Origin of the sequence: Streptomyces sp. NPDC000229 (genome assembly GCF_040300825.1) — a bacterium.
Taxonomy (GTDB): Bacteria; Actinomycetota; Actinomycetes; order Streptomycetales; family Streptomycetaceae; genus Streptomyces.
Window position 1 is genome coordinate 1 of record NZ_JBEPEL010000036.1, and the last position, 23263, is coordinate 23263.

Sequence of the window (23263 nt, forward strand, 5' to 3'; positions counted from 1 at the left end):
AGGCTGGATCAGGGAGTGGCGTCTGGTGCATGGGGTCTCCCCAGGCCCGTCAGGGCCGAGGGGACGCATCGCAAGGCGGAGGTGGGGGTCCCCCCCCGCCGAAGGCAGGGGGAGGAGCCACTGCGGAGTATTGGCGACCGGCGACAACGCCGCGAGGTGCGGTGTCCAGGCGTCACGAGCCCAGCAAGATCCGAACGAGAGGCCCTAGGCGGCGGCCACCTGCTGCTGCCCGGCGCGTGCCTCGTCGTACCGTGCCAGCAGCAGCCGCGCCAGCTCCGGTGACGGGCCCAGCACGTCCGCGAGTACGTCGGCACCGGCGGCGCCCTCGGCGATGCGGTCCGGCAGGCGGCCCGGTGCGATGACGTACGGGGCGACCGCCACCCGGTGTGCCCCGTCCTCCCGGAGGGCGCGCACCGCGTCCTCGGTCCGGGGAAGGGATGCGGAGGCGAACGCAGGTCGCACGGCGCACCAACCGGTGTGCCGCAGCTCCCGCGCCATTTCAGCGATCACTGCGATCGCCTCCGGGTCGGTGGAGCCCGCCGAGGCCAGGACGACCCCGGTCGAGCGCTTGTCGGCGGGCGTGAGCCCCGCCTCGTACAGCCGTCGCTCCAGCGCCGCGATCAGCAGCGGCGAGGGCCCCAGCACGGGTGCCTGCCGGATCCGCAGGGACGAAGGCGCCTCCCGCAGCACGGCCGGGATGTCGGCCTTGGCGTGGAAGGCGCGGGTCAGCAGCAGCGGCAGGGCGACCACGTCGCGTACGCCCTCGGACGCCAGCCGCTCCAGCACCCCCGCCACCGACGGCACGTTGAAGTCCAGGAACGCCGTCTCCACCCGTACGCCGGGGCGCAGGCGGCCCGCGCGCCGCACCAGGGCGTGCACGGTCGCCGCGTGCCGCGGGTCGCGGCTGCCGTGGGCGATGACAAGAAGGACGGGCGCGAAGCGCTTCCTTGCAAGCGTGGTGGTGGGCGACGGGAGGGCGGGACGGTTCATGTCGGGCTCAGCTCTTGACGAGGAGACCGCGGCGGCGCAGCACCGCCCGCTCCAGCGGGCTGAAGATCAGCAGGTCGATGGCGATGCCGACGACCAGGATCAGGATGATCGCCAGGAAGATGCCCGGCATGTCGATGTTGTTGCGGCCGTTCTCCAGCAACTGGCCGAGTCCCAGCCCGAGCTCCGGCGACGACGCGATGATCTCGGCGGCCATCAGCGAGCGCCACGAGAACGCCCACCCCTGCTTCAGGCCGGCGAGGTAGCCGGGCAGCGCGGCCGGCATCACGATGTGCCACGCGCCCCGCAGGCCGGTCGCGCCGAGCGTCCGCCCGGCCCGCAGGAACAGCGGCGGCACCTGGTCCACACCGGCCACCAGGCCGTTGGCGATCGACGGGACGGCGCCCAGCAGGATCACCGCGTACATCATCGAGTCGTTGAGCCCGATCCAGAGCACCGCGGGCGCCACCCAGGCCACCGACGGCAGCGACTGGAGGCCCGAGAGGATCGGCCCGATCGCCGCCCGTACGAACTTCACCCGCGCCACCAGCAGGCCCAGCGGCGTACCGATGGCCAGCGCCATCAGGAAGCCGAGCAGGGCCCGGGACACGCTCGTCCACAGCACGTCGAACAGCGTGCCCTGGAGCCACATGGTGGCCAGGCTGTCCCACACCGCGGACGGCGCCGGCAGCTTGAACTCGTCGGTGACCTTCCCCCACACCAGCAGCTGCCACACCACCAGCACCAGTGCGACGGCCACCACCGGCGGCAGGACCTTCTGGAGCAGGACGTCCCGCACGGGGGTCCGGGCCACCTGCACGGCGTCGAGCGCGTCGAGCCCCGCCTCCAGACCGGCGAGGTCGTCCGCCTTCTGGGCGGTCGTCGTTTCAGTGCTGGCCATGACGGCGGATCTCCCCACGCAGTTCTTCGGTGATCTCGACGGACAGCTCCGCCACCGCGGCGTCCTCGATACGGCGCGGCTGAGGGATGTCGATCTCCCACTGGCGGGCGATCCGCCCCGGCCGGGACGACAGCAGGACCACGCGCTCGGCCAGCCGCACGGCCTCGCGCACGTTGTGCGTGACGAACAGGACCGACAGCCGCGTCTCGCGCCAGATCCGGGTCAGCTCGTCGTGCAGGACGTCCCGCGTGATGGCGTCCAGCGCCGCGAACGGCTCGTCCATCAGCAGCAGGTCGCTGTCCTGGGCGAGCGCGCGGGCCAGCGCCACGCGCTGCCGCATACCGCCGGACAGCTCGTGCACCCGCTTGCCGTACGAGCCCTTCAGCCGCACCAGCTCCAGCAGCCGCTCCGCCTCGTCGCGCCGGTCGTTCTTGGCGACCCCGCGCAGCCGCAGCGCCAGCTCGATGTTCTTGCCGGCCGTCAGCCACGGGAACAGCGCGTGCTCCTGGAACATCAGGGCGGGCCGGCCGCCCGGGGTGTCGATCGACCCCGCGGACGGCCGGTCGAGCCCGGCGACCAGGTTGAGCAGCGTCGACTTGCCGCAGCCCGACGCGCCCAGGAGGGTGACGAACTCGCCCGGCGCGACATCGAGCGTGATGTCGTCCAGGACGAGCTGCCGCCCGGCCGGGGTGGCGAAGGACTTCGAGACGTGCTCGAGACGGGCGGCGTGCGTCGACACCGCCGCACGGTCCTCGGCCTTGGCGATCGTGGTGGCCATGGTCGTCACCTCCTGAGAGCGATGCGGATGGATGGTTACTCGGCGCCGAGACCGGCGTCGGCGACCGAGGGCCTGCCCTCGGCCTTGAGGACCTTGTTGAGCGGCTTCAGGTCGTAGATCCCGTCCAGGTCGGGCTTCTCCAGCAGCCCCGCCTTCACCGCGTGGTCGGCCTGCGCCTTGAGGGTGGCGGCGAGCGGGTCGTCGGTGAACCTGATGGACGGCCACGCCGGGTCGATCACCTTGTCGGCCAGCGGCTTGCCGGTGAGCGCCTTCAGCTTGGCGTTGGCGGACGCCTTCGCCTTGTCCGGGTTGGCGTTGATCCAGGCGTTGGTCCTCACCGAGCCGCGCAGCACCGCCTCCACCACGTCAGGGTGCTCCTCGAGGAACCTCTGCGACACGATGATGTTGGTGATCACGAACTTCTGGTCCGGCCACAGCGACGACTCGTCCAGCAGCACCTTCGCACCCTCGCTGACCAGCTTGGACGCGGTCGGCTCCGGCACCCACGCACCGTCGATGGACCCGGACTTGTAGGCGTCCGGGGCCACCTTGTTGTCCGTACGCACCACGGAGACGTCGCCCTTGCCGCTCTGCGGGTCGACCTTCCAGCCCTGCTCCGAGGCCCAGTTGAGGAACGCGACGTCCTGCGTGTTGCCGTGCTGCGGGGTGGCGATCCGCTTGCCCTTGACGTCCGCCACGGACTTGATCTTGTCCGGGTCGACGACCAGCTTCACCCCGCCCGAGGCGGCCCCGCCGACGATGCGGAGGTTCTTGCCCTTGGACTTGGTGTAGCCGTTGATCGCGGGGGAGGGGCCGATGAAGCCGATGTCGATCGAGTCGGCGTTGAGCGCCTCGATCGCGGACGGGCCGGCGTTGAAGGTGGACACCTGGAGCTGGGTACCGCCCAGTTCCTTCTGGAAGATGCCCTCCTGGTGACCCACCAGCGCCGTGGCGTGGGTCAGGTTCGGGAAGTACCCGAGCCGCACCTGGTCGGCCGAGAGCTTCTCGCCCTTGGCCGCCACCTGGGTCTCCTCGGGCGCCTGCGAGCCGTAGCCGCAGGAGGCGAGAGCGCCGATGAGCAGCGGCAGGGCTGCGGCGGCGGCGAGACCGCGGCGCAGGGCGGTGGTGCGGGACGTGGTGGGCACGGGAGGGTGTTCCTCTCGTCGGCCCGGCTCCCACGTCCCTCGGATCGTCAGGGACGCGGTGGCCGGGAGTCGGCGGATGGGGTTCTTCGGGCGGTACGGCGCGGGAGTGTGCGTGTCATCGGGCACATCGCGCGACACCTCCGGTCCCCGCGCCGAGGGCACCGCTGCCGACCCGGCCGCCCTCCTTCGCGAAGGTCGCGTAGGCGTCGGTCGCCATCAGAAGTCCCAGCCCTCGTCGTCCTGCGCCGCGAGGGCCTTGGCCGACGCGAACGACTCGCCCGCCATGCCCGCCGCCAGCGTGGTGCCGTCGGCCGGGTCGATGAGCAGGAACGATCCGGTGCGCCGGGAGTCCGCGTACGTGTCGAGCGCCAGCGGCTCGGCGGTGCGCACCACCACGCGGCCGATGTCGTTGGCGACGAGCTGCCCGGGCGCCGGGTGCTGGGACAGGTCGTCCAGCGTCAGCCGGGACGGGATGTCCTTGACGATCGCCTTGACCGTACGGGTGGTGTGCTTCAGCAGCACCCGCTGACCCACCGCCAGAGGCTGGTCCGCCACGTGGCACACCGTCGCCACGACGTCCTGCGTGGTCGCCGGGGCGTCACCGGCCGGGGCGATCAGGTCGCCGCGCGAGATGTCGATGTCGTCGGCCAGCCGGATCGTCACCGACTGCGGTGCCCAGGCGATGTCGACGCTCTCGCCGAGCGCGTCGATCGCGGTGATGGTGCTGGTACGGCCGGACGGCAGCACGGTGACGTGCTCGCCGACGCGGAAGGCACCGGCCGCGATCTGACCCGCGTACCCCCGGTAGTCGGGGTGCTCGGCGGTCTGCGGACGGATCACGTACTGCACCGGGAAGCGGGCGTGGCAGGCGGTCAGGTCATGGCTGACCGGAACGGTCTCCAGGTGCTCCAGGACCGTCGGGCCGCCGTACCAGTCCATGTTCGCGGACGGCTCCACCACGTTGTCACCGGCCAGCGCCGAGATGGGGATCGCGGTGATCTCCGGGACGCCCAGCTCCGAGGCGTAACGGGTGAACTCCTCGGCGATCGCCGCGAAGACCGGCTCCGCGTAGTCGACGAGGTCCATCTTGTTCACGGCCAGCACCACGTGCGGGACGCGCAGCAGCGCGGCGACCGCGGCGTGGCGGCGGGTCTGCTCGACGACACCGTTGCGGGCGTCGACCAGCACCACGGCCAGCTCGGCGGTGGAGGCGCCGGTGACCATGTTGCGGGTGTACTGCACATGGCCCGGCGTGTCGGCCAGGATGAACCGCCGCCGCGGCGTGGCGAAGTAGCGGTAGGCGACATCGATGGTGATGCCCTGCTCCCGCTCGGCCCGCAGGCCGTCCGTCAGCAGCGCGAGGTCCGGGGCGTCCTGGCCACGGCTCAGGGATGCGGCCTCCACGGCCTCCAGCTGGTCGGTCAGGACCGACTTGGAGTCGTGCAGCAGCCGGCCCACCAGCGTGGACTTGCCGTCGTCGACGGATCCGGCGGTCGCGAAACGCAGCAGGGTGGTGGCCGACGGGTCGGCGAGCTGCTCGCTCGTGGTGCTCATGTCTAGAAGTACCCTTCGCGCTTGCGGTCTTCCATCGCGGCCTCGGACAGCTTGTCGTCGGCGCGGGTGGCGCCCCGCTCGGTGAGCCGGGACGCGGCGATCTCGGCGATCACGGCCTGGAGCGTGGTGGCCTCGGAGTCGACGGCACCGGTGCAGGACATGTCGCCGACCGTGCGGTAGCGGATCAGCCGCTTCTCCACCGGCTCGGTGTCCTTCGGGCCGCCCCACTCGCCGGCCGTCAGCCACATGCCGTTGCGGGAGAACACCTCACGCTCGTGCGCGAAGTAGATCTGCGGCAGCTCGATGCCCTCGCGCTCGATGTACTGCCACACGTCCAGCTCGGTCCAGTTGGACAGCGGGAACACACGCACGTGCTCACCGGGCGCGTGGCGGCCGTTGTACAGCTGCCACAGCTCCGGGCGCTGGCGGCGCGGGTCCCACTGCGAGAACTCGTCCCGCAGCGAGAACACCCGCTCCTTCGCCCGGGCCTTCTCCTCGTCGCGCCGCCCGCCGCCGAACACGGCGTCGAAGCGGTGCTGCTGGATGGCCTCGGTCAGCGGCACGGTCTGCAACGGGTTGCGGGTGCCGTCCGGGCGCTCCTTGAGCACACCGCGGTCGATGTAGTCCTGCACGGACGCCACGTGCAGCCGCAGCCCGTGCTTCTCGACCGTACGGTCGCGGTACTCGATGACCTCGGGGAAGTTGTGCCCGGTGTCGACGTGCAGCAGCGTGAACGGCACCGGCGCGGGGGCGAACGCCTTCAGCGCCAGGTGCAGCATCACGATGGAGTCCTTGCCGCCGGAGAACAGGATCACCGGCCGCTCGAACTCACCCGCCACCTCGCGGAAGATGTGCACCGCCTCGGACTCCAGGGAGTCCAGGTGCGACAGCGCGAACGGGCTGTCGGTGTCGTGGATGTCGGTGACGGTGGTCGTCATGCTGCATCCCCTTCGTGAGCTTCTCCGCCTGCGCGGCGCAGAGGTGCGGGCATCGTTGTTGTCTGCGGACCGGCGGCCGCGCACGCGTCGCTCACAGAAGTCCCCTCTCGGTGAGCAGGGCGTGGACCGCCGCGGCGGACTCCTGCACGGTCTGGTTCTGGGACTCGATCCGCAGGTCCGGGGTCTCCGGCTCCTCGTACGGGTCGTCCACGCCGGTCAGCCCGCTGATCTCGCCCGCGGCCTGCTTGGCGTACAGCCCCTTCACATCCCGTACGGAGCACACCTCCACCGGAGTGGCGACGTGCACCTCGACGTACGGAGTGCCTTCCTGCTGGTGGCGCTTGCGCACGGCCTCGCGGCTGTCCGCGTACGGGGCGATCACCGGCACCAGGACGTGCACGCCGTTGGACGCCAGCAGCTCGGCGACGAAGCCGATCCGCTGCACGTTGGTGTGCCGGTCCTCGCGGCTGAACCCGAGGCCCGCCGAGAGGAACTCGCGGATCTCGTCGCCGTCGAGCACCTCGACCCGGCGGCCCTCGGCGCGCAGCCGGTCCGCCAGTTCGTAGGCGATCGTGGTCTTGCCGGCGCTCGGCAGCCCGGTGAGCCAGATGGTGGCCCCAGTCACGTTCTCTTCTCCCACAGTCGTCATCAGCCGTGCAGCCCGCACTCGGTCTTCGCCCGGCCCGCCCAGCGGCCGGCCCGTGCGTCCTCGCCCTCCAGCACGCGGCGCGTGCAGGGCGCGCAGCCGACGGAGGCGTACCCGTCCATCAGCAGCGGGTTGGTGAGAACGCCGTGCTCGGCGACGTACGCGTCCACGTCGTCCTGCGTCCAGCGGGCGATCGGCGAGATCTTGACCTTCCGGCGCTTCTCGTCCCAGCCGACGACCGGGGTGTTCGCCCGGGTCGGGGACTCGTCGCGGCGCAGCCCGGTCGCCCACGCGTCGTACGCGGTCAGACCCTCTTCGAGGGGCTTGACCTTGCGCAGCGCGCAGCACAGGTCCGGGTTGCGGTCGTGCAGCTTCGGGCCGTACTCGGCGTCCTGCTCGGCCACCGTCCGGCGCGGAGTCAGTGTGATGACGTTGACGTCCATCACCGCGTCGACCGCGTCACGGGTCCCGATGGTCTCGGGGAAGTGGTAGCCGGTGTCGAGGAAGACGACGTCCACGCCGGGCATGACCCGGGAGGCGAGGTGGGCGACGACCGCGTCCTCCATCGAGGAAGTGACGCAGAAGCGCGGGCCGAAGGTGTCGGCCGCCCACTTCAGGATCTCCAGGGGCGAGGCCTCCTCGAGGTCCCGGCCCGCCTGCTCGGCGAGCGCCTTGAGCTGTTCCTTGCTCTGAACCGCCGTCATATCGCTTCCCCTCCAGAGTCGTTGCGCTGAAGTCCCCGGGCCAGCAACCCGAGGAACTTCAACTGGAAGGCTCGATTGCATGCCGCGCATTCCCAGGCGCCGTGCCCCTGCTCGCTGGGACGCAGGTCCTCGTCGCCGCAGTAGGGGCAGTGGAACGGTGCCGCACGCTCGCTCACAGCGCCCCCTTGTTCGCTTCTCCGCCCGCGCGGCGCAGAGGTGCGGCCATCGTCGTCATCTGCGGCCCGGCGGCCGCGCGTGCGTCGCTCACGAAAGGGCCTCCTCCGACGCACGCGCCGCCCAGGTGGCGAAGCGCTCGCCGTCCTCGCGCTCCTCCTGGAAGCGCGTGAGGACCCGCTCGATGTAGTCCGGCAGCTCGGCGGAGGTGACCTTCAGGCCGCGCACCTTGCGGCCGAAGCCCGCCTCCAGGCCGAGGGCGCCGCCCAGGTGGACCTGGTAGCCCTCGACCTGGTTGCCCTCGTCGTCGAGGACCAGCTGGCCCTTGAGACCGATGTCCGCCACCTGGATACGCGCGCAGGCGTTGGGGCAGCCGTTGATGTTGATGGTGATCGGCTCGTCGAAGTCCGGGATGCGGCGCTCCAGCTCGTCGATCAGCGACGCGCCGCGCGCCTTGGTCTCGACGATCGCCAGCTTGCAGAACTCGATGCCGGTGCAGGCCATCGTGCCGCGCCGGAACGGCGACGGCTTGACCTGGAGGTCCAGCGCCTCCAGCCCCGCCACCAGCGACTCGACCTGTGCCTCCTCGACGTCGAGGACGAGCATCTTCTGCTCGGCGGTGGTCCGCAGCCGGCCGGAGCCGTGGGCCTGGGCCACCTCGGCGATCTTGGTGAGCGTGGCACCGTCGACGCGGCCGACGCGCGGCGCGAAGCCGACGTAGAAGCGGCCGTCCTTCTGCCGGTGCACGCCCACGTGGTCGCGCCACTGCTGTACGGGCTGCTCGGGCGCCGGGCCGTCGACCAGCTTGCGCTTCAGGTACTCGTCCTCCAGTACCTGGCGGAACTTCTCCGCACCCCAGTCGGCGACCAGGAACTTCAGGCGGGCGCGGTTGCGCAGCCGGCGGTAGCCGTAGTCGCGGAAGATCGAGATGACGCCCTCGTACACGTCCGGGACCTCGTCGAGCGGCACCCACGCGCCGAGCCGCACACCGATCTTGGGGTTGGTGGAGAGCCCGCCGCCGACCCACACGTCGAAGCCGGGGCCGTGCTCGGGGTGGTTCACGCCGACGAACGCGATGTCGTTGATCTCGTGCGCCACGTCGAGCAGCGGGGAGCCGGAGATCGCCGACTTGAACTTGCGGGGCAGGTTGGAGAAGTCCTTGTTGCCCACGATCCGGCGCTGGATCTCGTCGATGGCGGGCGTGCCGTCGATGATCTCGTCCTCGGCGATCCCGGCCACCGGGGAGCCGAGGATGACGCGCGGGGTGTCACCGCACGCCTCGGTCGTGGACAGGCCCACCGCTTCGAGGCGGTTCCAGATCTCGGGCACGTCCTCGATGCGGATCCAGTGGTACTGGACGTTCTGCCGGTCCGTGATGTCGGCGGTCCCGCGCGCGAACTCCTGCGAGATCTCCCCGATGACCCGGAGCTGCTCGGTGGTCAGGCGGCCGCCGTCGATGCGGACGCGCAGCATGAAGTACTCGTCGTCCAGCTCCTCCGGCTCCAGGATCGCCGTCTTGCCGCCGTCGATCCCGGGCTTGCGCTGGGTGTAGAGGCCCCACCAGCGCATCCGGCCCCGCAGGTCGTTGGGGTCGATCGAGTCGAAGCCGGCCTTGGAGTAGATCGTCTCAATACGTGTCCGTACGTTGAGACCGTCGTCGTCCTTCTTGAACTGCTCGTTGCCGTTGAGGGGCGTGAAGTGGCCCACAGCCCACTGGCCTTCGCCACGGTGACGCCCGGTCTTGCGACGGGCGGTGGCGGAGGCGGGCTTTTCAGGGGTGGCGGCCATGACGATACGTCCTTCGGGACTGCAGGAGGGCGGCTCTGACCTGCACACTCGCGCGCTGAGCAGGAGGTGGCGCGGCGGTGCGCTGGGGGTTCAGAAGTTCGGGGATCGCGGCGGTGCTGGTCTGATCAGCTCACCGGACAGATGGCGCTGGACATGCGGCCGAGGTCGACGTGCCGCCGACTCACCAAGGCAATTCCAGCTCGAGACATGACGGAAGCGTGCCATGGGACTTTGGACCCAGTCCAGGTTCGTCCGCGATATGGACATAGGTGTCCCGCATCATGGACATATGTGGTCTGCATCACGCGAGCACGAGCGGCGCCCTGGGGCCGCGGGGCGGCCCCGCCGCCGGGACGGCGACAGGGCCGGGGCGGGAAGCAAGGAGCCTCAGTGGGCGGCCGCGCCCGGCCACGGTCCGGGGGCGGCCGCCTCCGGCTCCTCGGTCACCTCGGTGCTGAAGAGCCTGAAGCCACGGCGCAGATAATTGTCCATCGCGTGCTCCCCGTCCAGGGAGCAGGTGTGCAGCCACACCCGCTTCGTCTCGGGCCGCCCCGGCCAGCGTTCGGCCAGGTCCCAGGCGCGCGCCACACCGTAGGACAGCAGGTGCCCACCGATCCGCCGCCCGCGGAACGCGGGTATCAGCCCGAAGTACACGATCTCCACGACCCCGTCGTCCTGCGGGTCCAGCTCCACGTACCCGGCCGGCGTCCCCTTCTCGTACGCCACCCAGATCTCCGCCCCGGGCCGCTCGACGATCTCCTGCCACTGCGCGTACGTCAGCCCCAGCCGGTCCGTCCAGCGGAGGTCCCCGCCCACCGCCGTATAGAGGAACCGGCTGAACTCGGGCGAGGGTACCTCGGCCCGTACGATCCGGACATCCCCGGCGGGCTCGGCGGCGGGCCGCAGATCGCCGGGGGAGGTCTGTTCGAGGGACCAGGTGGTCACGGTGATGCTCATACGCCCAAGCGAACCATGCGCCCGGCCGGCGGGGCGATCAGGTCCCGTCCGCGCCCACCGCGCCCGCCCCGCCCCGGGAGGCGCGTACCGCCGGGGCCGTGGAGTGGGGGAGCAGACCGGCCGGGTCCTCCGGGTGGACCACCTCCACCTCGACCTCCTCGCGGAAGCGGTACGGCCGGTGCTCCAGCACGCCCGCCAGGGTACGGCGTATCCGGGACATCTCCGCCCGGACCGTCACCGTACGCGTCCGGTCGCCGAACACGTCGTACGCCAGTTCCGCCGCCGTGCGGCCGTCCGGGTGCAGGGCCAGCACGTACAGCAGCTCCGTGTGGCGCGGGCTCAGCTCCTGCGTCCAGCTGCCCGCCGCCCCCGACACCTCCAGCGAGCAGCGGCGCGGCCGGCTCACGTCGAGCACCAGCCGGCTCGACGCGCCCGCCGCCCGCGCCTCCTCGTCCACCAGCCGGAGCAGCCACCCGCCCGGCAGCGGCTCCACCGCGCACATGCCCAGCGACGGCAGCCACACCCGGCCCGCCCGGAACGACGCCGGCAGCGACAGCCGGTCCACCGGCGGCATCCCCGTCACACCGGCCAGCCAGCCGTGCGCGTCCACCGCCAGCGCCTTGCCGCCCACCCGGCACAGAATCGGCGCGGCCACGGCGCGCAGCCGCGCCAGATCGGCGAAGTGCCGGTTGCGCAGCTCCGCCTCCGCCAGCCTGGCGACCGAACTCACCAGCATCAGCGTCGCCGGGTGCATCGTCGCCAGCGGCCCGCTCACATCCACCGCGCCGAGCAGCTTCCCGTCCCTCGGATCGGTGATCGGAGCGCCCGCGCACGTCCATGAGTGGTGCGTCGAGACGAAATGCTCCGCCGAGTGGACCTGCACCGGGCGGCGGGTCACCAGCGCGGTGCCCACCCCGTTCGTACCGACGGTCGTCTCCGTCCAGTCGGCACCCGGCTCGAACCCGTGCCCGTCCGCCTTCCGCAGGACGGCCGCACTGCCCTCGCGCCACAGCACCCGGCCCTCGGCGTCCGCCACGACCATGATGTGCTGCACCGCGTCGGACCCGGCCGAGCAGGACACCAGCCCCTCGCGCAGCACCGGCAGCAGCGCCGCCAGCGGCGAGGCGGCGCGCCGGCGCTCGATCTCCCCCGGAGGCAGCAGCCCCGCACGGTGGTCCTTGTCCGGATCCACCCCCTTGCGCAGCATCCGCTGCCACGACTCACGTATGTCGGCGCGGGGCGCCAGCGGCGACCGCCCGCCCTTCAGCGCCGCCTCCCGCACGCCCTTGAGCAGCAACGCCGCCTCGCGCGTGTCCATCGCGGCGAGCCGTGTCATGTCGACTGTGGCCTGACGCACCGGTCCTCCCCGCTGCCGCCCCACCTGGTGGCTGGTACGTGTCACCCCATCCTCCCCTGCCCGGCGGCGACGCGCTCCGATATCGCCCACCACGCTGCAACCCTTTGCAACTCTCGCGAACAGCCGTGGTCCCGTACGAAAGTGGTACGGCGACGGGATGGTGCCGTGTCGGCGCAGCACCATCCCAGCCGCTCTCCGGGCGCGGGCCGATCGGACACACGGCCCGCGCCCACCAGCGCGCCCGCCCGGGGACGGGCCGTCAGACGACCGCCCGCGCCCGCTCCACCAGCGCCGCCAGGTCCAGGGTGTGCGGCAGCGTCCCGAACGCCGCCCCCCAGTCCCCGCCCAGCCGTGAGGCGCAGAACGCGTCCGCCACCGCCGACGGTGCCCACCGCACCAGCAGCGACCCCTGGAGCACCAGCGCCATCCGCTCCACCAGCCGCCGCGCCCGCGCCTCGATACCGTCCAGGTCCGCCAGCTCGGCCAGCAGGTCCTTGATCGCCCCGTCCAGCCGGTGGTCCGCGCCCCGCGCCTTGCCGACCTCCTCCAGGAAGGCGTTCAGCGCGTGCGGCTCCCTCTGGATGGCCCGCAGCACATCCAGCGCCTGGACGTTGCCCGACCCCTCCCAGATGGAGTTCAGCGGCGACTCGCGCAGCAGCCGGGGCATCCCGGACTCCTCCACGTACCCGTTGCCGCCCAGGCACTCCAGCGCCTCCGCCGTCACCGGCGTACACCGCTTGGTCACCCAGTACTTGGCCGCGGGCACCGCCAGGCGCAGGAACGCCCGTTCGGCCTCGGAGTCGGTGTCGTAGGCGGCCGCGAGCCGCATCGCCAGCGTCGTCGCCGCCTCCGACTCCAGCGCCATATCGGCCAGTACGTTGCGCATCAGCGGCTTCTCGATCAGTACGCCGCCGAACGCGCTGCGGTACGCGGCATGGTGCACCGCCTGCGCCACCGCCTGCCGCATCAGCGCCGCCGAGCCGACCACGCAGTCCAGCCGGGTCGCCGCCACCATCTCGATGATGGTGCGCACCCCGCGCCCCTCCTCGCCGACCCGGCGCGCCCACGTCCCGTCGAACTCCACCTCGCTCGACGCGTTCGACCGGTTGCCGAGCTTGTCCTTCAGCCGCTGGATCCGGAACACGTTCCGGTCGCCGTCCTCCAGTACGCGCGGCACCAGGAAGCACGTCAAACCGTCCGGGGCCTGCGCCAGCACCAGGAAGGCGTCGCTCATCGGCGCCGAGCAGAACCACTTGTGCCCCGTCAGGACGTACTCGCCCGCCGCCTCCAGAGGCGTCGCGGTCGTCGTGTTCGCCCGTACGTCACTGCCTCCCTGCTTCTCCGTCATACCCATCCCGAAGAGCACTCCGGTCTTGTCGACGGCGGGCCGCAGCTCCTCGCCCTCGTAGATCTGCGAGGTCAGCTTCGGCTCCCACACGGCGGCGAGCGCGGGATCCGTGCGCAGCGCCGGAACGGCGGCATGGGTCATCGACAGCGGGCAGCCGTGCCCGGCCTCGGTCTGCGTCCACACCAGGAACCCGGCGGCGCGCCGCACATGACCGCCCGGCCGGCCCCAGGCGTTGGTGAGCCCGTTCGTCACCGCGTGACCGAGCAGCCGGTGCCAGGCGGGGTGGAAGTCGACGTGGTCGATCCGGTGGCCGTACCGGTCGTGGGTGCGCAGCTTGGGCGGGTTCTCGTTGGCGAGGAACCCCCACTCCTGCGCCTGGGCGGACCCGGCGGTGGTGCCGAGGGACGACAGCTCCTGGCGGGCCTCGTCGAGGAGTTCGAGCGGAAGGTGACGTTCCACGGCCTCGTTCAGGGCCCGGTCGGCGGTGAAGACGTCGTACCCGACCAGGGGCGGAGGCTGGTTGGTCACTGTGTGGGTGGTGGTCGCCATGCGGATACGGTAAGGAGGTGCAGGCAGCAAATGAAACACCCCCGGGGCCTGACCGGTCCCAGGGCAGACTCCACCGGGCCCGGGCCCTCTACCGCAACGTGTCGAAGCGGAGGATGGTCTGGCTGCTCCTGAAGGACACCGTCAATTCGTGCATCGAGTACCGGATCCTCGGTCTCGCCGCCGAGGCGGCGTTCTTCACCCTCCTGTCGCTGCCGCCCCTGATGCTCGGGCTCATCGGGCTCCTCGGCTACATCGACGAGTGGACCGACACCACCACCGTCGCCTCCATCGAGCGCAACATCCTCGGGGCGGTCGGCACGGTCCTGTCCGAGCGGGGCGTCAACGACATCGCCAAGCCGCTGCTGGCGGACGTCACCCACGGCGGCCGCCCCGACATCATCTCGATCGGTTTCGCCATCGCGCTGTGGTCGGGCTCGCGGGCGGTGAACGTCTTCATCGACACCATCACCGTGATGTACGGCCTGGACGGCCACCGCGGCATCGTGGCGACCCGGCTGCTCGCCTTCCTGCTCTACATCGTCGCCCTGCTCATCGGCGCGGTCGTCCTGCCGCTGGCGGTGGTCGGCCCGGACCGGGTGGTGGAACTCGTGCCCTGGGGGACCGAGGTCGTCTCCGTCCTGTACTGGCCGGTCATGATCCTGCTGTCCATCGCCTTCCTCACCACCCTGTACCACGTGTCCGTCCCGGTGCGGTCCCCGTGGATCGAGGACGTCCCCGGCGCGCTGGTGGCCCTCGCCATGTGGGTGCTCGGCAGCTTCCTGCTGCGCATCTACCTCACCAGTACGGTCGAGGGCCCGACGATCTACGGCTCGCTCGCCGCGCCCATCGCGGTCCTGCTCTGGATCGGCATCTCCGCCTTCGCGGTCCTGGTCGGCGCGGCGGTGAACGCCGCGATCGACCGCGTCTGGCCGTCGGTCGCCACGGCCGCGGCCCGCGCGGAGAACGAACGCGCCCGCACGGCCGAGGCCGCCGCCCTGGTCGCGCGCGCGAAGGCGGCTGTCGAGGGCCTGGACGACGACGACCCCGACATGCCGTCGGAGTTCCCGGAGCGCTGGTCGCGGTTCCTGCCGCCGGACGACGTGAAGTCCCGGCTCCACACGGCGAAGGACAAGGAACGCGAACGCGAGAAGGAGCGGGAGAAGGGCCGGGAGAAGGACCGGGAGCGGGAGCGGGACAAGGCGCGGGAGCGGGACCGGGACCGGGACCGGGATCAGGGCGGCTCCGTCTAGCCTTGGACGCGTGTACGAGGAACGGCCCTCGCGGCTCGACGGCGCCGTCGTCTGGACCCGTACCGGCGGGCCGGCGGTCTCCTTCTCCGTGCTGCCCGACGGCTGCATGGACCTGCTGTGGAGCGAGGGACGGCTGTACGTCGCCGGGCCCGACACCCGGGCGTACGTTCCCGACGACCCCGGCGCCCGGTACGCCGGCGTCCGCTTCGCGCCCGGGGACGCCCCCGCCCTGCTCGGTGTGCCCGCGCACGAACTGCGCGACCAGCGCGTGGAGCTCGCCGTCCTGTGGCCCGGCGACCGGGTGCGGCAGCTGGCCGAGCGGGTGGGGGAAGCCGCCGACCAGGCCGCCGCGCTGGAGGAGCTGGCGCTGCGCAGCGCCGCCGACGCACCGCGCCCCGACCCCCTGCTGCGGGCGGTCGTCGACGCGCTGAACGCCGGGCGGACGGTCGCGGCCACCGCCCGGGCCGTCGGGCTCGGCGCCCGGCAGCTGCACCGGCGGTCGCTGGACGCCTTCGGGTACGGGCCCAAGACCCTGGCCCGGGTGCTGCGCCTGCAACGCGCCCTCGCGCTCGTACGATCCGGAGTGCCGTACGCCCGCGCGGCCACCGAGGCGGGCTGCACCGACCAGGCGCACCTCGCACGCGAGATGCGCGCCCTCGGCGGCACCACGCTGGGCGCCTACGCCGCGTCCGTGTCGGCGTCGGTGTCGGTGTCGGTGTCGGCGAAGAGGGACACCCCGCAGCCGTCCGGGTCCAGCACCACCGCGTAGCGCTGGCCCCACACCGCGTCCCAGGGCTTCAGATGCCCCCGGTGACCGGCTGCGACCAGGGCGTCGTAGGTCGCGTCGACCTCGGCGGGGCTCGCGCAGCGGAAGGCGAGGCCGAGCCGGTCCCCTCCCCGGGGGCGGGTCCAGTCGGGATCGAAGGAACGGATCACCTCCTCGGTGTCCCACAGCACCCGCAGGCCACCGGGCAGGGTGACCTCGACATGCGGGGAGGAGTCGGCACCGGCCGGGATGTCCAGGCCGAGGCGGCGGTAGAAGGCGAGCGAGGCGGCCATGTCGGAGACGACGACGCCGATCGCGTCGAGTCGGGGTACGGGAGTCCGTTCACTGGTCATACGGGGACGGTAGGCGGGAGCGCGCGGCCCGGTCTTGTACGAATCGGACGTCGGCGGAGGCCACCGGACGTCATCGAATCGTCATGGGTCGATGTCAGTGCCCTGAGCGACACTGGCGACATGCGGAACATCCTCGTCGTGGACGACGACCCCACGGTCTCCGAAGTCGTCACGGGCTACCTGGAGCGGGCCGGGTTCGCCGTGGCACGGGCGGCCGACGGCCCCGAGGCGCTGCGGCTCGCCGCCGACCACCGCCCGGACCTCGTCGTGCTCGACCTGATGCTGCCCGGCATGGACGGTCTGGAGGTGTGCCGCACCCTGCGCGGCCAAGGGCCCGTGCCGGTCATCATGCTCACGGCCCGCGGTGACGAGGAGGACCGGATCCTGGGCCTGGAGGTCGGCGCCGACGACTATGTGACCAAGCCGTTCAGTCCGCGCGAGCTGGTGCTGCGCGTCGAGTCCGTGCTGCGCCGCGGCGCTGCCGCCCCGTCGGCCGAGGCCCCCGTCAGCGCCGGTGGCATCACCCTGGACCCCGCCGCGCGCCGGGCCACCAAGGACGGCAGGGAACTGCCGCTGACGCTGCGCGAGTTCGACCTGCTCGCCCACCTGGTGCGCCACCCCGGCCAGGCGCACAGCAGGGAGGCGCTGATGCGCGAGGTGTGGGGCTGGGAGTTCGGCGACCTGTCGACCGTCACCGTCCATGTGCGGCGGCTGCGCGGCAAGGTCGAGGACGACCCGGCCGACCCCCGGCTCATCCGGACCGTGTGGGGAGTCGGGTACCGCTTCGAGGCGCGCGATGCCGACCAGGGAGGCAGCCGTGCGTGACCTGCTGCTGATCGCGGGGTACGCCTTCGCGGGGGCGTCCGCCGCCGGGCTCGTCGGCGCCCTGGTACTGCGCGCGCTGCGCCACAAGTCGGTCGTGGTCTCGCTGACGGTCGTCGCGGCCGTCACGGTGACCGCGATGCTGGCGGGCACCCTCACCGTCTGCAAAGCGATGTTCCTCGAGCCGCACGACTTCTCCGTCGTCACCACCGTCGTCGCCATGGCCGCGGTCGTCTCACTGGTCACCGCGCTGGTACTCGGCCGCTGGGTCGTCGCCCGCAGCCGGGAACTGGCCCTCGCCGCCCGCACGTTCGGCGAGGGTGGCAGCTTCGCCGCACCCGACGGCGCGGCGACCGCGGAGCTGGCCGACCTCAGCCGCGAACTGGCCGCCACCAGCGCCAGACTGGCCGCGTCGCGCGAGCGTGAACAGGCCTTGGAGGCTTCCCGGCGCGACCTCGTCACCTGGATATCGCACGACCTGCGCACCCCTCTGGCCGGAGTGCGCGCCATGTCCGAAGCCCTGGAGGACGGTGTCGCGCCGGACCCGCAGCGCTACTTCCGGCAGATCCGCACCGAGGTGGACCGGCTCAACGCCATGGTCGGTGACCTCTTCGACCTGTCCCGCATCCACGCCGGCACACTGGCGCTCACCCCGTCCCGGATATCCGTGTACGACCTGGTCGGCGAGGCCATGGCGGGTGCCGACCCGCTCGCCCGCGAGCTGGGCGTCCAACTCGTCGGCGAGCGGGTCGACGCGGTTCCCGTCGAGGTGGACGGCCGGGAGATGACCCGGGTCCTGGCCAACCTCCTCGTCAACGCCATCCGCCGGACCCCGCCCGACGGCACGGTCGCCGTCGCGGCCGAGCGCCGCGCCGACGAGGTGGTCCTGTCCGTCACCGACGGCTGCGGCGGTATACCGGAGGACGACCTTCCCCGGGTGTTCGACACCGGCTGGCGCGGCACCGCCGCCCGCACCCCGCCCGCAGGCGCGGGCCTGGGCCTCGCCATCGTGCGCGGCATCGTCGAGGCGCACCAGGGCCACACGGGCGTGCACAACGTCCAGGGCGGCTGCCGCTTCGAGGTGACGCTGCCCGCGGCGACCGGGACGTAAGACTTTCGTCATCGGATCACCGGCCTCAACTGGGCCTTTCCCGCGTTGAATGGGGACCAGGACATGCGGAATCCCAGGAGGCAGTCGTGACACGCGTAAGACGTCTGATGACCGGCAAGGTGATGATCGGCGCCCTGGTTCTCGTGCTGGCGGCGGTGGGCTTCGGGCTCTACTGGTTCCAGCCGTGGAAGCTGTGGGCGGACCGGACGGTGAGCGAGGCGGTGCCGCCGACGGCACCGTCCACGGCGCCCGCCGACCCCTCGGCGGTGCCCTCCGCGCCGGCGAAGCCCGCCGGGCCACAGACGCTCGCCACCGGCACCCTGATCAGCCACGAGCACAGCACCACCGGCACCGTACGCGTGGTGAAGCTGGCCGACGGATCGCGGATCCTCCGGATCGAGAACCTCGACACCAGCAACGGCCCCGACCTGAAGGTGTGGGTCACCGACGCCCCCGTGCGCGAGGGCAAGGCCGGCTGGCACGTCTTCGACGACGGCGCCCACCTCAGCCTCGGCGACCTCAAGGGCAACAAGGGAGACCAGAACTACGCGCTGCCCGACGAGTTCGACCCGGGCAAGTACACCAGCGTCAGCATCTGGTGCGACCGTTTCGACGTCTCCTTCGGTGCCGCGACGCTCGAGGCCGCCTAGGAGAAAAACCCTTGGCGTGCCGTTGGGGCGGCTGGTTAGGGTGAGGGAGTTCCGCAGAACCGCGAGTACATGACCGGGAGGTGTGACCGATGGCTGTCGCTGCGACGGGCGCTGCCCACATCCAGACGTTCCTTCACTCCACCTCCGTGGTCACCGGCTGACACGTCGCCCGCAGCGGGCGCCGCCCGGGGCCACCCTTCGAAGGGTTCCCCCTTGTCCCTCGCTTCTGCTTCGTCTTCCTCGCACGCCCTCTCGCCGTACGGCTGGGACGCCCACTGGGAGACCGAGTTCGCCCCGTACGCCGGCCAAGGGCTGGTTCCCGGGCGTGTCGTACGGGTCGACCGCGGCCAGTGCGACATCGTCACCGCGGGCGGCGTCGTCCGCGCGGACACCGCGTTCGTCACCCCGCACGACCCCCTGCGGGTCATCTGCACCGGTGACTGGGCCGCCGTCGAAAGCCACGGCAACCCCCGTTACGTGCGGGCGTATCTGCCGCGCCGCACCGCCTTCGTACGCTCCACCTCCTCCACCCGGTCCGAGGGGCAGATCCTCGCCGCCAACGTGGACCACGCGATCATCGCCGTCCCGCTCTCCGTCGAGCTGGACCTCGGCCGGATCGAACGGTTCCTCGCCCTCGCCTGGGAATCGGGCGCGCAGCCGCTTGTCGCTCTGACGAAGGCGGACGTGGTGCCCGACCCGGTCGGTCTGTCGTACCTGGTGCAGGACGTCGAAACGGCCGCGCCGGGTGTGCAGGTGCTGCCGGTGAGCGCCGTCGGAGGTGAGGGCGTCGACGTCCTCGCCGCCGTCGTCGCGGGCGGCACCAGTGTGCTGCTCGGCACGTCCGGCGCGGGCAAGTCGACCCTCGCCAACGCCCTGCTCGGCGAGGACGTCATGGCCGTCCAGGCCACCCGGGAGGTCGACGGGAAGGGCCGCCACACCACGACCACCCGCAACCTCCTCGCCCTCCCGGGCGGGGGCGTCCTGATCGACACACCGGGCCTGCGGGGCGTCGGCCTGTACGACGCCGAGTCCGGCGTCGGCCAGGTCTTCTCGGAGATCGAGGAACTGGCGGAGGAGTGCCGCTTCCACGACTGCGCGCACCTGACGGAGCCGGGCTGCGCGGTCCTCGCCGCCATCGAGGACGGCTCGCTGCCCGAGCGCCGGCTCGACAGCTACCGCAAGCTGCTGCGCGAGAACCAGAGGATCGTCGCCAAGACCGACGCCCGCCTGCGGTCCGAGATCCTCAAGGACTGGAAGCGCAAGTCCGCGGTCGGCCGCGCGGCCCTCGAAGCCAAACGCGGCGGCCGCGACCGCTGACGCCCGCCACCTCGCGGGCCGGCTCCCCCCGGTCGGGGCGGTTGCCCCGGCTGGGGGGGGCTTGCCCCGTGGGGCGGTTGCCGTTCCGATGCGGCTCGTCCAGTCGGGGCGGTTGCCTCTGCGGGGCGGTTCCCCCCGGTGGGGGCGGTTGCCCCCGGGCGTACCGGCTCCAAGTGGCCCGGGCGCGACGGCGGAAGCCGGGGGCGGATCACCGTGTCCGAAAACCGCCAGTGCGTGAGCCGGGCGGCGGCGGAGACTGGTGCCGTGGACGACGACAGCAGGTACGAGGCCGTCAGCAGCCGTGACGCGCGCTTCGACGGGGAGTTCTTCTTCGCCGTCGAGACGACCGGCATCTACTGCCGCCCCAGTTGCCCCGCGGTCACGCCCGCACGGCGCAACGTGAGGTTCTTCCCGACCGCCGCCGCGGCGCAGCGGCACGGGTTCCGGGCCTGCCGGCGGTGCAGGCCGGACGCCGTGCCCGGGTCCGCCGCCTGGAACGTACGCGCCGACGTCGTCGGCCGCGCGATGCGCATGATCGGCGACGGCGTGGTGGACCGGGAGGGCGTCCCCGGGCTCGCCGGGCGGCTGGGGTACAGCGCGCGGCAATTGCAGCGGCAGCTCAACGCCGAGCTCGGCGCCGGGCCCGTCGCGCTGGCCCGTGCGCAGCGCGCCCACGCCGCGCGGGTGCTGCTCCAGACGACCCGGCTGCCCGTGACGGAGATCGCCTTCGCGGCGGGGTTCGCGAGCGTGCGGCAGTTCAACGACACGATCCGGCAGATCTACGCCCGTACGCCCAGTGCGCTGCGCGCGGAGGCGCGGGGCAGGGCGGGGGAGGGGAGCGGGGGGATTCCGCTGCGGCTCGCCCACCGCGGGCCCTACGCGCGGCGCGAGGTGTTCGATCTGCTGGAGGGTGAGGCCGTCGCGCGGATCGAGGAGGTCGTGGGCGTGGTGGGTGCCCGGACGTACCGGCGCACGCTGCGGCTGCCGTACGGGCACGGAATCGTGGCCGTCGACGAGCGGTCGGACGGACCGTGGCTGGACGCGCGGATTCACCTCGGCGATCTGCGGGACCTCACCACCGCCGTACAGCGGCTACGACGCCTGTTCGACCTGGACGCCGACCCGTACGCGGTGGCCGAGCGGCTCGGCATCGACCCCGCGCTCGGACCGCGGTCGCCCGGCGCGGCGGAGCCCGAGGAGTTCGCGGTGCGGGCACTCGTGGGCCGGGCGGAGGCGGCGCGGCTGGTCGAGGAGCACGGAACGGTGCTGGAGGTGCCGTGCGGCGGACTCACGCACCTTTTCCCCGAACCGGGGGCGCTGACCGGGCACACGACGGCGGGGCACCTCGCGGCGGCGTTGGCGGGCGGGGAGCTGCGGCTCGACACGGGGGCCGACCGTGACGAGGCCGAGCGGGCGCTGCGCGCGGTGCCCGGGGTCACCGCCGAGGCCGCCGCGCTCATCCGGATGCGGGCGCTCGGGGACCCGGACGTGGCGCTCTCCGCGGACGCGGACCGCGAGGAGTGGCGCCCCTGGCGCTCGTACGCCACGCGCCTCGTCAGCCGGCGAACACCGCGCCCATCCACGCGCCGACGATCAGCAGACACGCGAACAGCTCCACCAGCACGCTCGCCCCGATCGCCCGCATGACCGTCCGGGTGGATGTCATGGCCCGGCCGTGCCCGCCGAGCCGGAGCCGCTCACACAGGTAGATCCCGCCGATGTACCCGGGCACGGCCCCCACGACCGGCAGCAGGATGAACCCGAGCAGCGCGCCGACACCGGCGTACGCCACCATCCGCCGTGTCAGCCCGACGCCGCGCAGCCGACGCGCCGGGAGCTGCCAGACGACGACCTGTGTCACCAGCAGCAGCGTGGTGGAGCCGACGAGCAGCCACCAGGCCAGACCGGTCTTCACCTGGAGCGACCACCACATCACCGCGGCCCACACCAGCCACGCGCCCGGCACGCCCGGTACGAGCACGCCGAACAGCCCGAGCAGCATCACCAGCCCGGCCAGGAGCACCTGCCACGCACCCATGTGGCCAGCGTGCCGGACCCTTCCCGCTCCCGCAGTTCAGGCGCGTGTCACCCAGCCGCGCTCGTGCGCGTACCAGCCCAGTTGGAGGCGCGTCGTGACACCCGCCAGTTCCATCAGCCCTTTCACCCGGCGCTGGACCGTTCGGAGGCCCAGGTCGAGCTGTTTGGCGACGCTCGCGTCCGTCAGGCCGGCCAGCAGGAGCGACAGGATCTCCAGGTCGGTCGCGTCCGGACCCGGCGGCTGCTCCTCGGTGACCTCGCCGCCCGCCCCCAGGCGCAGCGGCAGCGCGTCCCGCCACACCGCTTCGAACAGGGCCGTCAACGCCTCCAGCAGCCCGCTCGCGTGCACCACCAGCGCCACCGGCTCGGTGCCCCGGCCCGTCAGGGGCACCATCGCCGGCGACCGGTCGACGAGAACCAGCCGCGTCGGCACCCGGTCGGCCACCCGGACCCGTACGTCCGGGCCGAGCGCCGACGACACCCCGGCGACCCCGCCCGGCAGCGACAGCACCTCACGCTCCACCACCACCCGGTACGCCACCCCGCGCTCCGGCACCCCGACGACCGGACCGCCCGTGACCAGGGCGCACACCTCCTCCGCCGCACCCGCCACCAGCTGACGCAACCGGTGCTCCACCGCGCTCGCGCCGGTCACCACCTCCACCAGGTCGTGGGCGGCGGGCTCCGCCGCCTCCGCCCGGAACTCCTCCGCCAGCCGTGCCGCCGCCTGCTCCGCCTGCTCCAGCTGATGCCGCTGCCGCGTCAGCAGTGCGCCCAGCGCGACCGCGGGCGGTGCCGCCACCCACCGACCGCTGCGCGCCGACGACCGGGCGGCCAGCCCGTGCGACTCCAGCCGCCGCAGTGCCCGTTCGGTCTCCGGCTCCGGCAGGTCCAGCCGGTGCGCGAGATCCGCGATGTCCGCCGCGCCCACCGCGACCAGCGCCCGGTACGCCGATTCCTGCCGTTCGTCCAGTCCTATCGCCGCCAGCACCCCTGAAACCCCCTCGTCGCCACAGCGCCCCATCATCCCCGACCAGTCCGTGGACAGGTGGTTCACGATTCGACCAAAGCGGCTACTCTCCGATCCGGTTCCGCCGGGCGTCCTTCCCGTGGGGGGTGGGGCCGCCCGGC

The 23263-nt window shown here is 72.3% G+C and carries 24 protein-coding genes; 7 read left to right on the top strand and 17 right to left on the bottom strand.

Annotated elements, in window-relative coordinates; genetic code table 11:
* Positions 1 to 204 precede the first annotated feature (204 nt).
* The 14 genes from ABT360_RS18945 to ABT360_RS19010 all read right to left on the bottom strand — a co-directional run bounded on the left by ABT360_RS18945 (position 205) and on the right by ABT360_RS19010 (position 13826).
* Complete coding sequence (locus ABT360_RS18945; protein ID WP_351817316.1) at positions 205 to 990, bottom strand: sirohydrochlorin chelatase; 786 nt, start codon at positions 988 to 990, stop codon at positions 205 to 207.
* 7 nt (positions 991 to 997) lie between these two features.
* The gene (locus ABT360_RS18950; RefSeq protein WP_351817319.1) at positions 998 to 1888 is read right to left on the bottom strand and encodes an ABC transporter permease; all 891 of its coding nucleotides are present in this window, start codon (positions 1886 to 1888) and stop codon (positions 998 to 1000) included.
* Positions 1875 to 2666 (bottom strand): ABC transporter ATP-binding protein, encoded by a 792-nt coding sequence (locus tag ABT360_RS18955; RefSeq protein WP_351817321.1) that lies wholly within the window; start codon positions 2664 to 2666, stop codon positions 1875 to 1877. Before ABT360_RS18955 ends, ABT360_RS18950 begins: the two co-directional genes overlap by 14 nt.
* 35 nt (positions 2667 to 2701) lie before the next feature.
* Positions 2702 to 3811 (bottom strand): aliphatic sulfonate ABC transporter substrate-binding protein, encoded by a 1110-nt coding sequence (locus ABT360_RS18960; RefSeq protein WP_351817324.1) that lies wholly within the window; start codon positions 3809 to 3811, stop codon positions 2702 to 2704.
* Between the two features lie 216 nt (positions 3812 to 4027).
* Positions 4028 to 5365: a sulfate adenylyltransferase subunit 1 gene (locus ABT360_RS18965; protein ID WP_351817327.1), complete on the bottom strand. Its 1338-nt coding sequence runs from the start codon at positions 5363 to 5365 to the stop codon at positions 4028 to 4030.
* 2 nt (positions 5366 to 5367) lie between these two features.
* Positions 5368 to 6303, bottom strand: a complete 936-nt coding sequence (gene cysD / locus ABT360_RS18970) for a sulfate adenylyltransferase subunit CysD (RefSeq protein ID WP_351817330.1) — start codon at positions 6301 to 6303, stop codon at positions 5368 to 5370.
* Between the two features lie 91 nt (positions 6304 to 6394).
* Positions 6395 to 6952 carry an adenylyl-sulfate kinase gene (cysC, locus tag ABT360_RS18975; RefSeq protein WP_351817333.1) on the bottom strand — a complete coding sequence of 186 codons (558 nt, stop codon included), beginning with the start codon at positions 6950 to 6952 and terminating at the stop codon, positions 6395 to 6397.
* Positions 6952 to 7653 (bottom strand): phosphoadenylyl-sulfate reductase, encoded by a 702-nt coding sequence (locus ABT360_RS18980; protein WP_351817336.1) that lies wholly within the window; start codon positions 7651 to 7653, stop codon positions 6952 to 6954. The genes cysC and ABT360_RS18980 overlap by 1 nt, the downstream gene beginning before the upstream one ends.
* Positions 7650 to 7829 (bottom strand): hypothetical protein, encoded by a 180-nt coding sequence (locus ABT360_RS18985; protein ID WP_351817339.1) that lies wholly within the window; start codon positions 7827 to 7829, stop codon positions 7650 to 7652. The genes ABT360_RS18980 and ABT360_RS18985 overlap by 4 nt, the downstream gene beginning before the upstream one ends.
* An 88-nt stretch (positions 7830 to 7917) precedes the next feature.
* Complete coding sequence (locus ABT360_RS18990; protein WP_351817341.1) at positions 7918 to 9615, bottom strand: nitrite/sulfite reductase; 1698 nt, start codon at positions 9613 to 9615, stop codon at positions 7918 to 7920.
* A 125-nt stretch (positions 9616 to 9740) separates the two neighbouring features.
* The gene (locus ABT360_RS18995; RefSeq protein ID WP_351817344.1) at positions 9741 to 9917 is read right to left on the bottom strand and encodes a putative leader peptide; all 177 of its coding nucleotides are present in this window, start codon (positions 9915 to 9917) and stop codon (positions 9741 to 9743) included.
* Between the two features lie 85 nt (positions 9918 to 10002).
* The gene (locus ABT360_RS19000; protein WP_351817347.1) at positions 10003 to 10572 is read right to left on the bottom strand and encodes a GNAT family N-acetyltransferase; all 570 of its coding nucleotides are present in this window, start codon (positions 10570 to 10572) and stop codon (positions 10003 to 10005) included.
* 37 nt (positions 10573 to 10609) lie between these two features.
* Complete coding sequence (locus tag ABT360_RS19005) at positions 10610 to 11929, bottom strand: helix-turn-helix domain-containing protein (RefSeq protein WP_351817350.1); 1320 nt, start codon at positions 11927 to 11929, stop codon at positions 10610 to 10612.
* A gap of 259 nt (positions 11930 to 12188) precedes the next feature.
* A complete protein-coding gene (locus tag ABT360_RS19010) occupies positions 12189 to 13826 on the bottom strand; it encodes an acyl-CoA dehydrogenase family protein (protein ID WP_351817353.1) in 1638 nt (545 codons plus the stop codon).
* A 17-nt stretch (positions 13827 to 13843) separates the two neighbouring features.
* Between ABT360_RS19010 and ABT360_RS19015 the strand changes: the two genes are divergently transcribed.
* Together ABT360_RS19015 and ABT360_RS19020 are read left to right on the top strand one after the other, a co-directional pair.
* The gene (locus ABT360_RS19015) at positions 13844 to 15076 is read left to right on the top strand and encodes a YihY/virulence factor BrkB family protein (protein WP_351817357.1); all 1233 of its coding nucleotides are present in this window, start codon (positions 13844 to 13846) and stop codon (positions 15074 to 15076) included.
* A gap of 10 nt (positions 15077 to 15086) precedes the next feature.
* Positions 15087 to 15845: a DUF6597 domain-containing transcriptional factor gene (locus tag ABT360_RS19020; RefSeq protein WP_351817360.1), complete on the top strand. Its 759-nt coding sequence runs from the start codon at positions 15087 to 15089 to the stop codon at positions 15843 to 15845.
* Here ABT360_RS19020 and ABT360_RS19025 read toward each other — a convergent pair.
* On the bottom strand, positions 15755 to 16195 hold the full coding sequence (locus tag ABT360_RS19025; protein WP_351817363.1) for a VOC family protein: 441 nt from the start codon (positions 16193 to 16195) through the stop codon (positions 15755 to 15757). The two genes, ABT360_RS19020 and ABT360_RS19025, sit on opposite strands and share 91 nt — an antisense overlap.
* A 120-nt stretch (positions 16196 to 16315) precedes the next feature.
* On the opposite strand from ABT360_RS19025, the gene ABT360_RS19030 reads away from it, so the two are divergent.
* From ABT360_RS19030 to ABT360_RS19050, 5 genes are all read left to right on the top strand, one after another.
* Positions 16316 to 17020, top strand: coding sequence for a response regulator transcription factor (locus ABT360_RS19030; protein ID WP_351817366.1), 705 nt, complete (start codon positions 16316 to 16318; stop codon positions 17018 to 17020).
* Positions 17013 to 18128: a sensor histidine kinase gene (locus ABT360_RS19035; RefSeq protein WP_351817369.1), complete on the top strand. Its 1116-nt coding sequence runs from the start codon at positions 17013 to 17015 to the stop codon at positions 18126 to 18128. The genes ABT360_RS19030 and ABT360_RS19035 overlap by 8 nt, the downstream gene beginning before the upstream one ends.
* 122 nt (positions 18129 to 18250) lie before the next feature.
* On the top strand, positions 18251 to 18778 hold the full coding sequence (locus tag ABT360_RS19040; protein ID WP_351817471.1) for a DM13 domain-containing protein: 528 nt from the start codon (positions 18251 to 18253) through the stop codon (positions 18776 to 18778).
* 213 nt (positions 18779 to 18991) lie between these two features.
* Complete coding sequence (rsgA, locus tag ABT360_RS19045; RefSeq protein ID WP_351817372.1) at positions 18992 to 20095, top strand: ribosome small subunit-dependent GTPase A; 1104 nt, start codon at positions 18992 to 18994, stop codon at positions 20093 to 20095.
* Positions 20096 to 20359: 264 nt separating this feature from the next.
* A complete protein-coding gene (locus ABT360_RS19050; RefSeq protein ID WP_444852273.1) occupies positions 20360 to 21742 on the top strand; it encodes a bifunctional transcriptional activator/DNA repair enzyme AdaA in 1383 nt (460 codons plus the stop codon).
* On the opposite strand, the gene ABT360_RS19055 is transcribed toward ABT360_RS19050, so the two are convergent.
* Positions 21651 to 22133 (bottom strand): DUF456 domain-containing protein, encoded by a 483-nt coding sequence (locus tag ABT360_RS19055; RefSeq protein WP_351817375.1) that lies wholly within the window; start codon positions 22131 to 22133, stop codon positions 21651 to 21653. The genes ABT360_RS19050 and ABT360_RS19055 overlap by 92 nt on opposite strands.
* Before the next feature lie 36 nt (positions 22134 to 22169).
* Positions 22170 to 23123, bottom strand: coding sequence for a helix-turn-helix domain-containing protein (locus tag ABT360_RS19060; protein WP_351817474.1), 954 nt, complete (start codon positions 23121 to 23123; stop codon positions 22170 to 22172).
* Between the last annotated feature and the right edge of the window lie 140 nt (positions 23124 to 23263).

Coding starts and splice junctions, on each gene's coding strand:
- ABT360_RS18945 (WP_351817316.1), bottom strand. CDS start 990: ATGAACCGTCCCGCCCTCCCGTCGCCCACCACCACGCTTGCAAGGAAG.
- ABT360_RS18950 (WP_351817319.1), bottom strand. CDS start 1,888: ATGGCCAGCACTGAAACGACGACCGCCCAGAAGGCGGACGACCTCGCC.
- ABT360_RS18955 (WP_351817321.1), bottom strand. CDS start 2,666: ATGGCCACCACGATCGCCAAGGCCGAGGACCGTGCGGCGGTGTCGACG.
- ABT360_RS18965 (WP_351817327.1), bottom strand. CDS start 5,365: ATGAGCACCACGAGCGAGCAGCTCGCCGACCCGTCGGCCACCACCCTG.
- cysD (WP_351817330.1), bottom strand. CDS start 6,303: ATGACGACCACCGTCACCGACATCCACGACACCGACAGCCCGTTCGCG.
- cysC (WP_351817333.1), bottom strand. CDS start 6,952: ATGACGACTGTGGGAGAAGAGAACGTGACTGGGGCCACCATCTGGCTC.
- ABT360_RS18980 (WP_351817336.1), bottom strand. CDS start 7,653: ATGACGGCGGTTCAGAGCAAGGAACAGCTCAAGGCGCTCGCCGAGCAG.
- ABT360_RS18990 (WP_351817341.1), bottom strand. CDS start 9,615: ATGGCCGCCACCCCTGAAAAGCCCGCCTCCGCCACCGCCCGTCGCAAG.
- ABT360_RS18995 (WP_351817344.1), bottom strand. CDS start 9,917: ATGCAGACCACATATGTCCATGATGCGGGACACCTATGTCCATATCGC.
- ABT360_RS19000 (WP_351817347.1), bottom strand. CDS start 10,572: ATGAGCATCACCGTGACCACCTGGTCCCTCGAACAGACCTCCCCCGGC.
- ABT360_RS19010 (WP_351817353.1), bottom strand. CDS start 13,826: ATGGCGACCACCACCCACACAGTGACCAACCAGCCTCCGCCCCTGGTC.
- ABT360_RS19025 (WP_351817363.1), bottom strand. CDS start 16,195: ATGACCAGTGAACGGACTCCCGTACCCCGACTCGACGCGATCGGCGTC.
- ABT360_RS19030 (WP_351817366.1), top strand. CDS start 16,316: ATGCGGAACATCCTCGTCGTGGACGACGACCCCACGGTCTCCGAAGTC.
- ABT360_RS19040 (WP_351817471.1), top strand. CDS start 18,251: ATGATCGGCGCCCTGGTTCTCGTGCTGGCGGCGGTGGGCTTCGGGCTC.
- ABT360_RS19055 (WP_351817375.1), bottom strand. CDS start 22,133: ATGGGTGCGTGGCAGGTGCTCCTGGCCGGGCTGGTGATGCTGCTCGGG.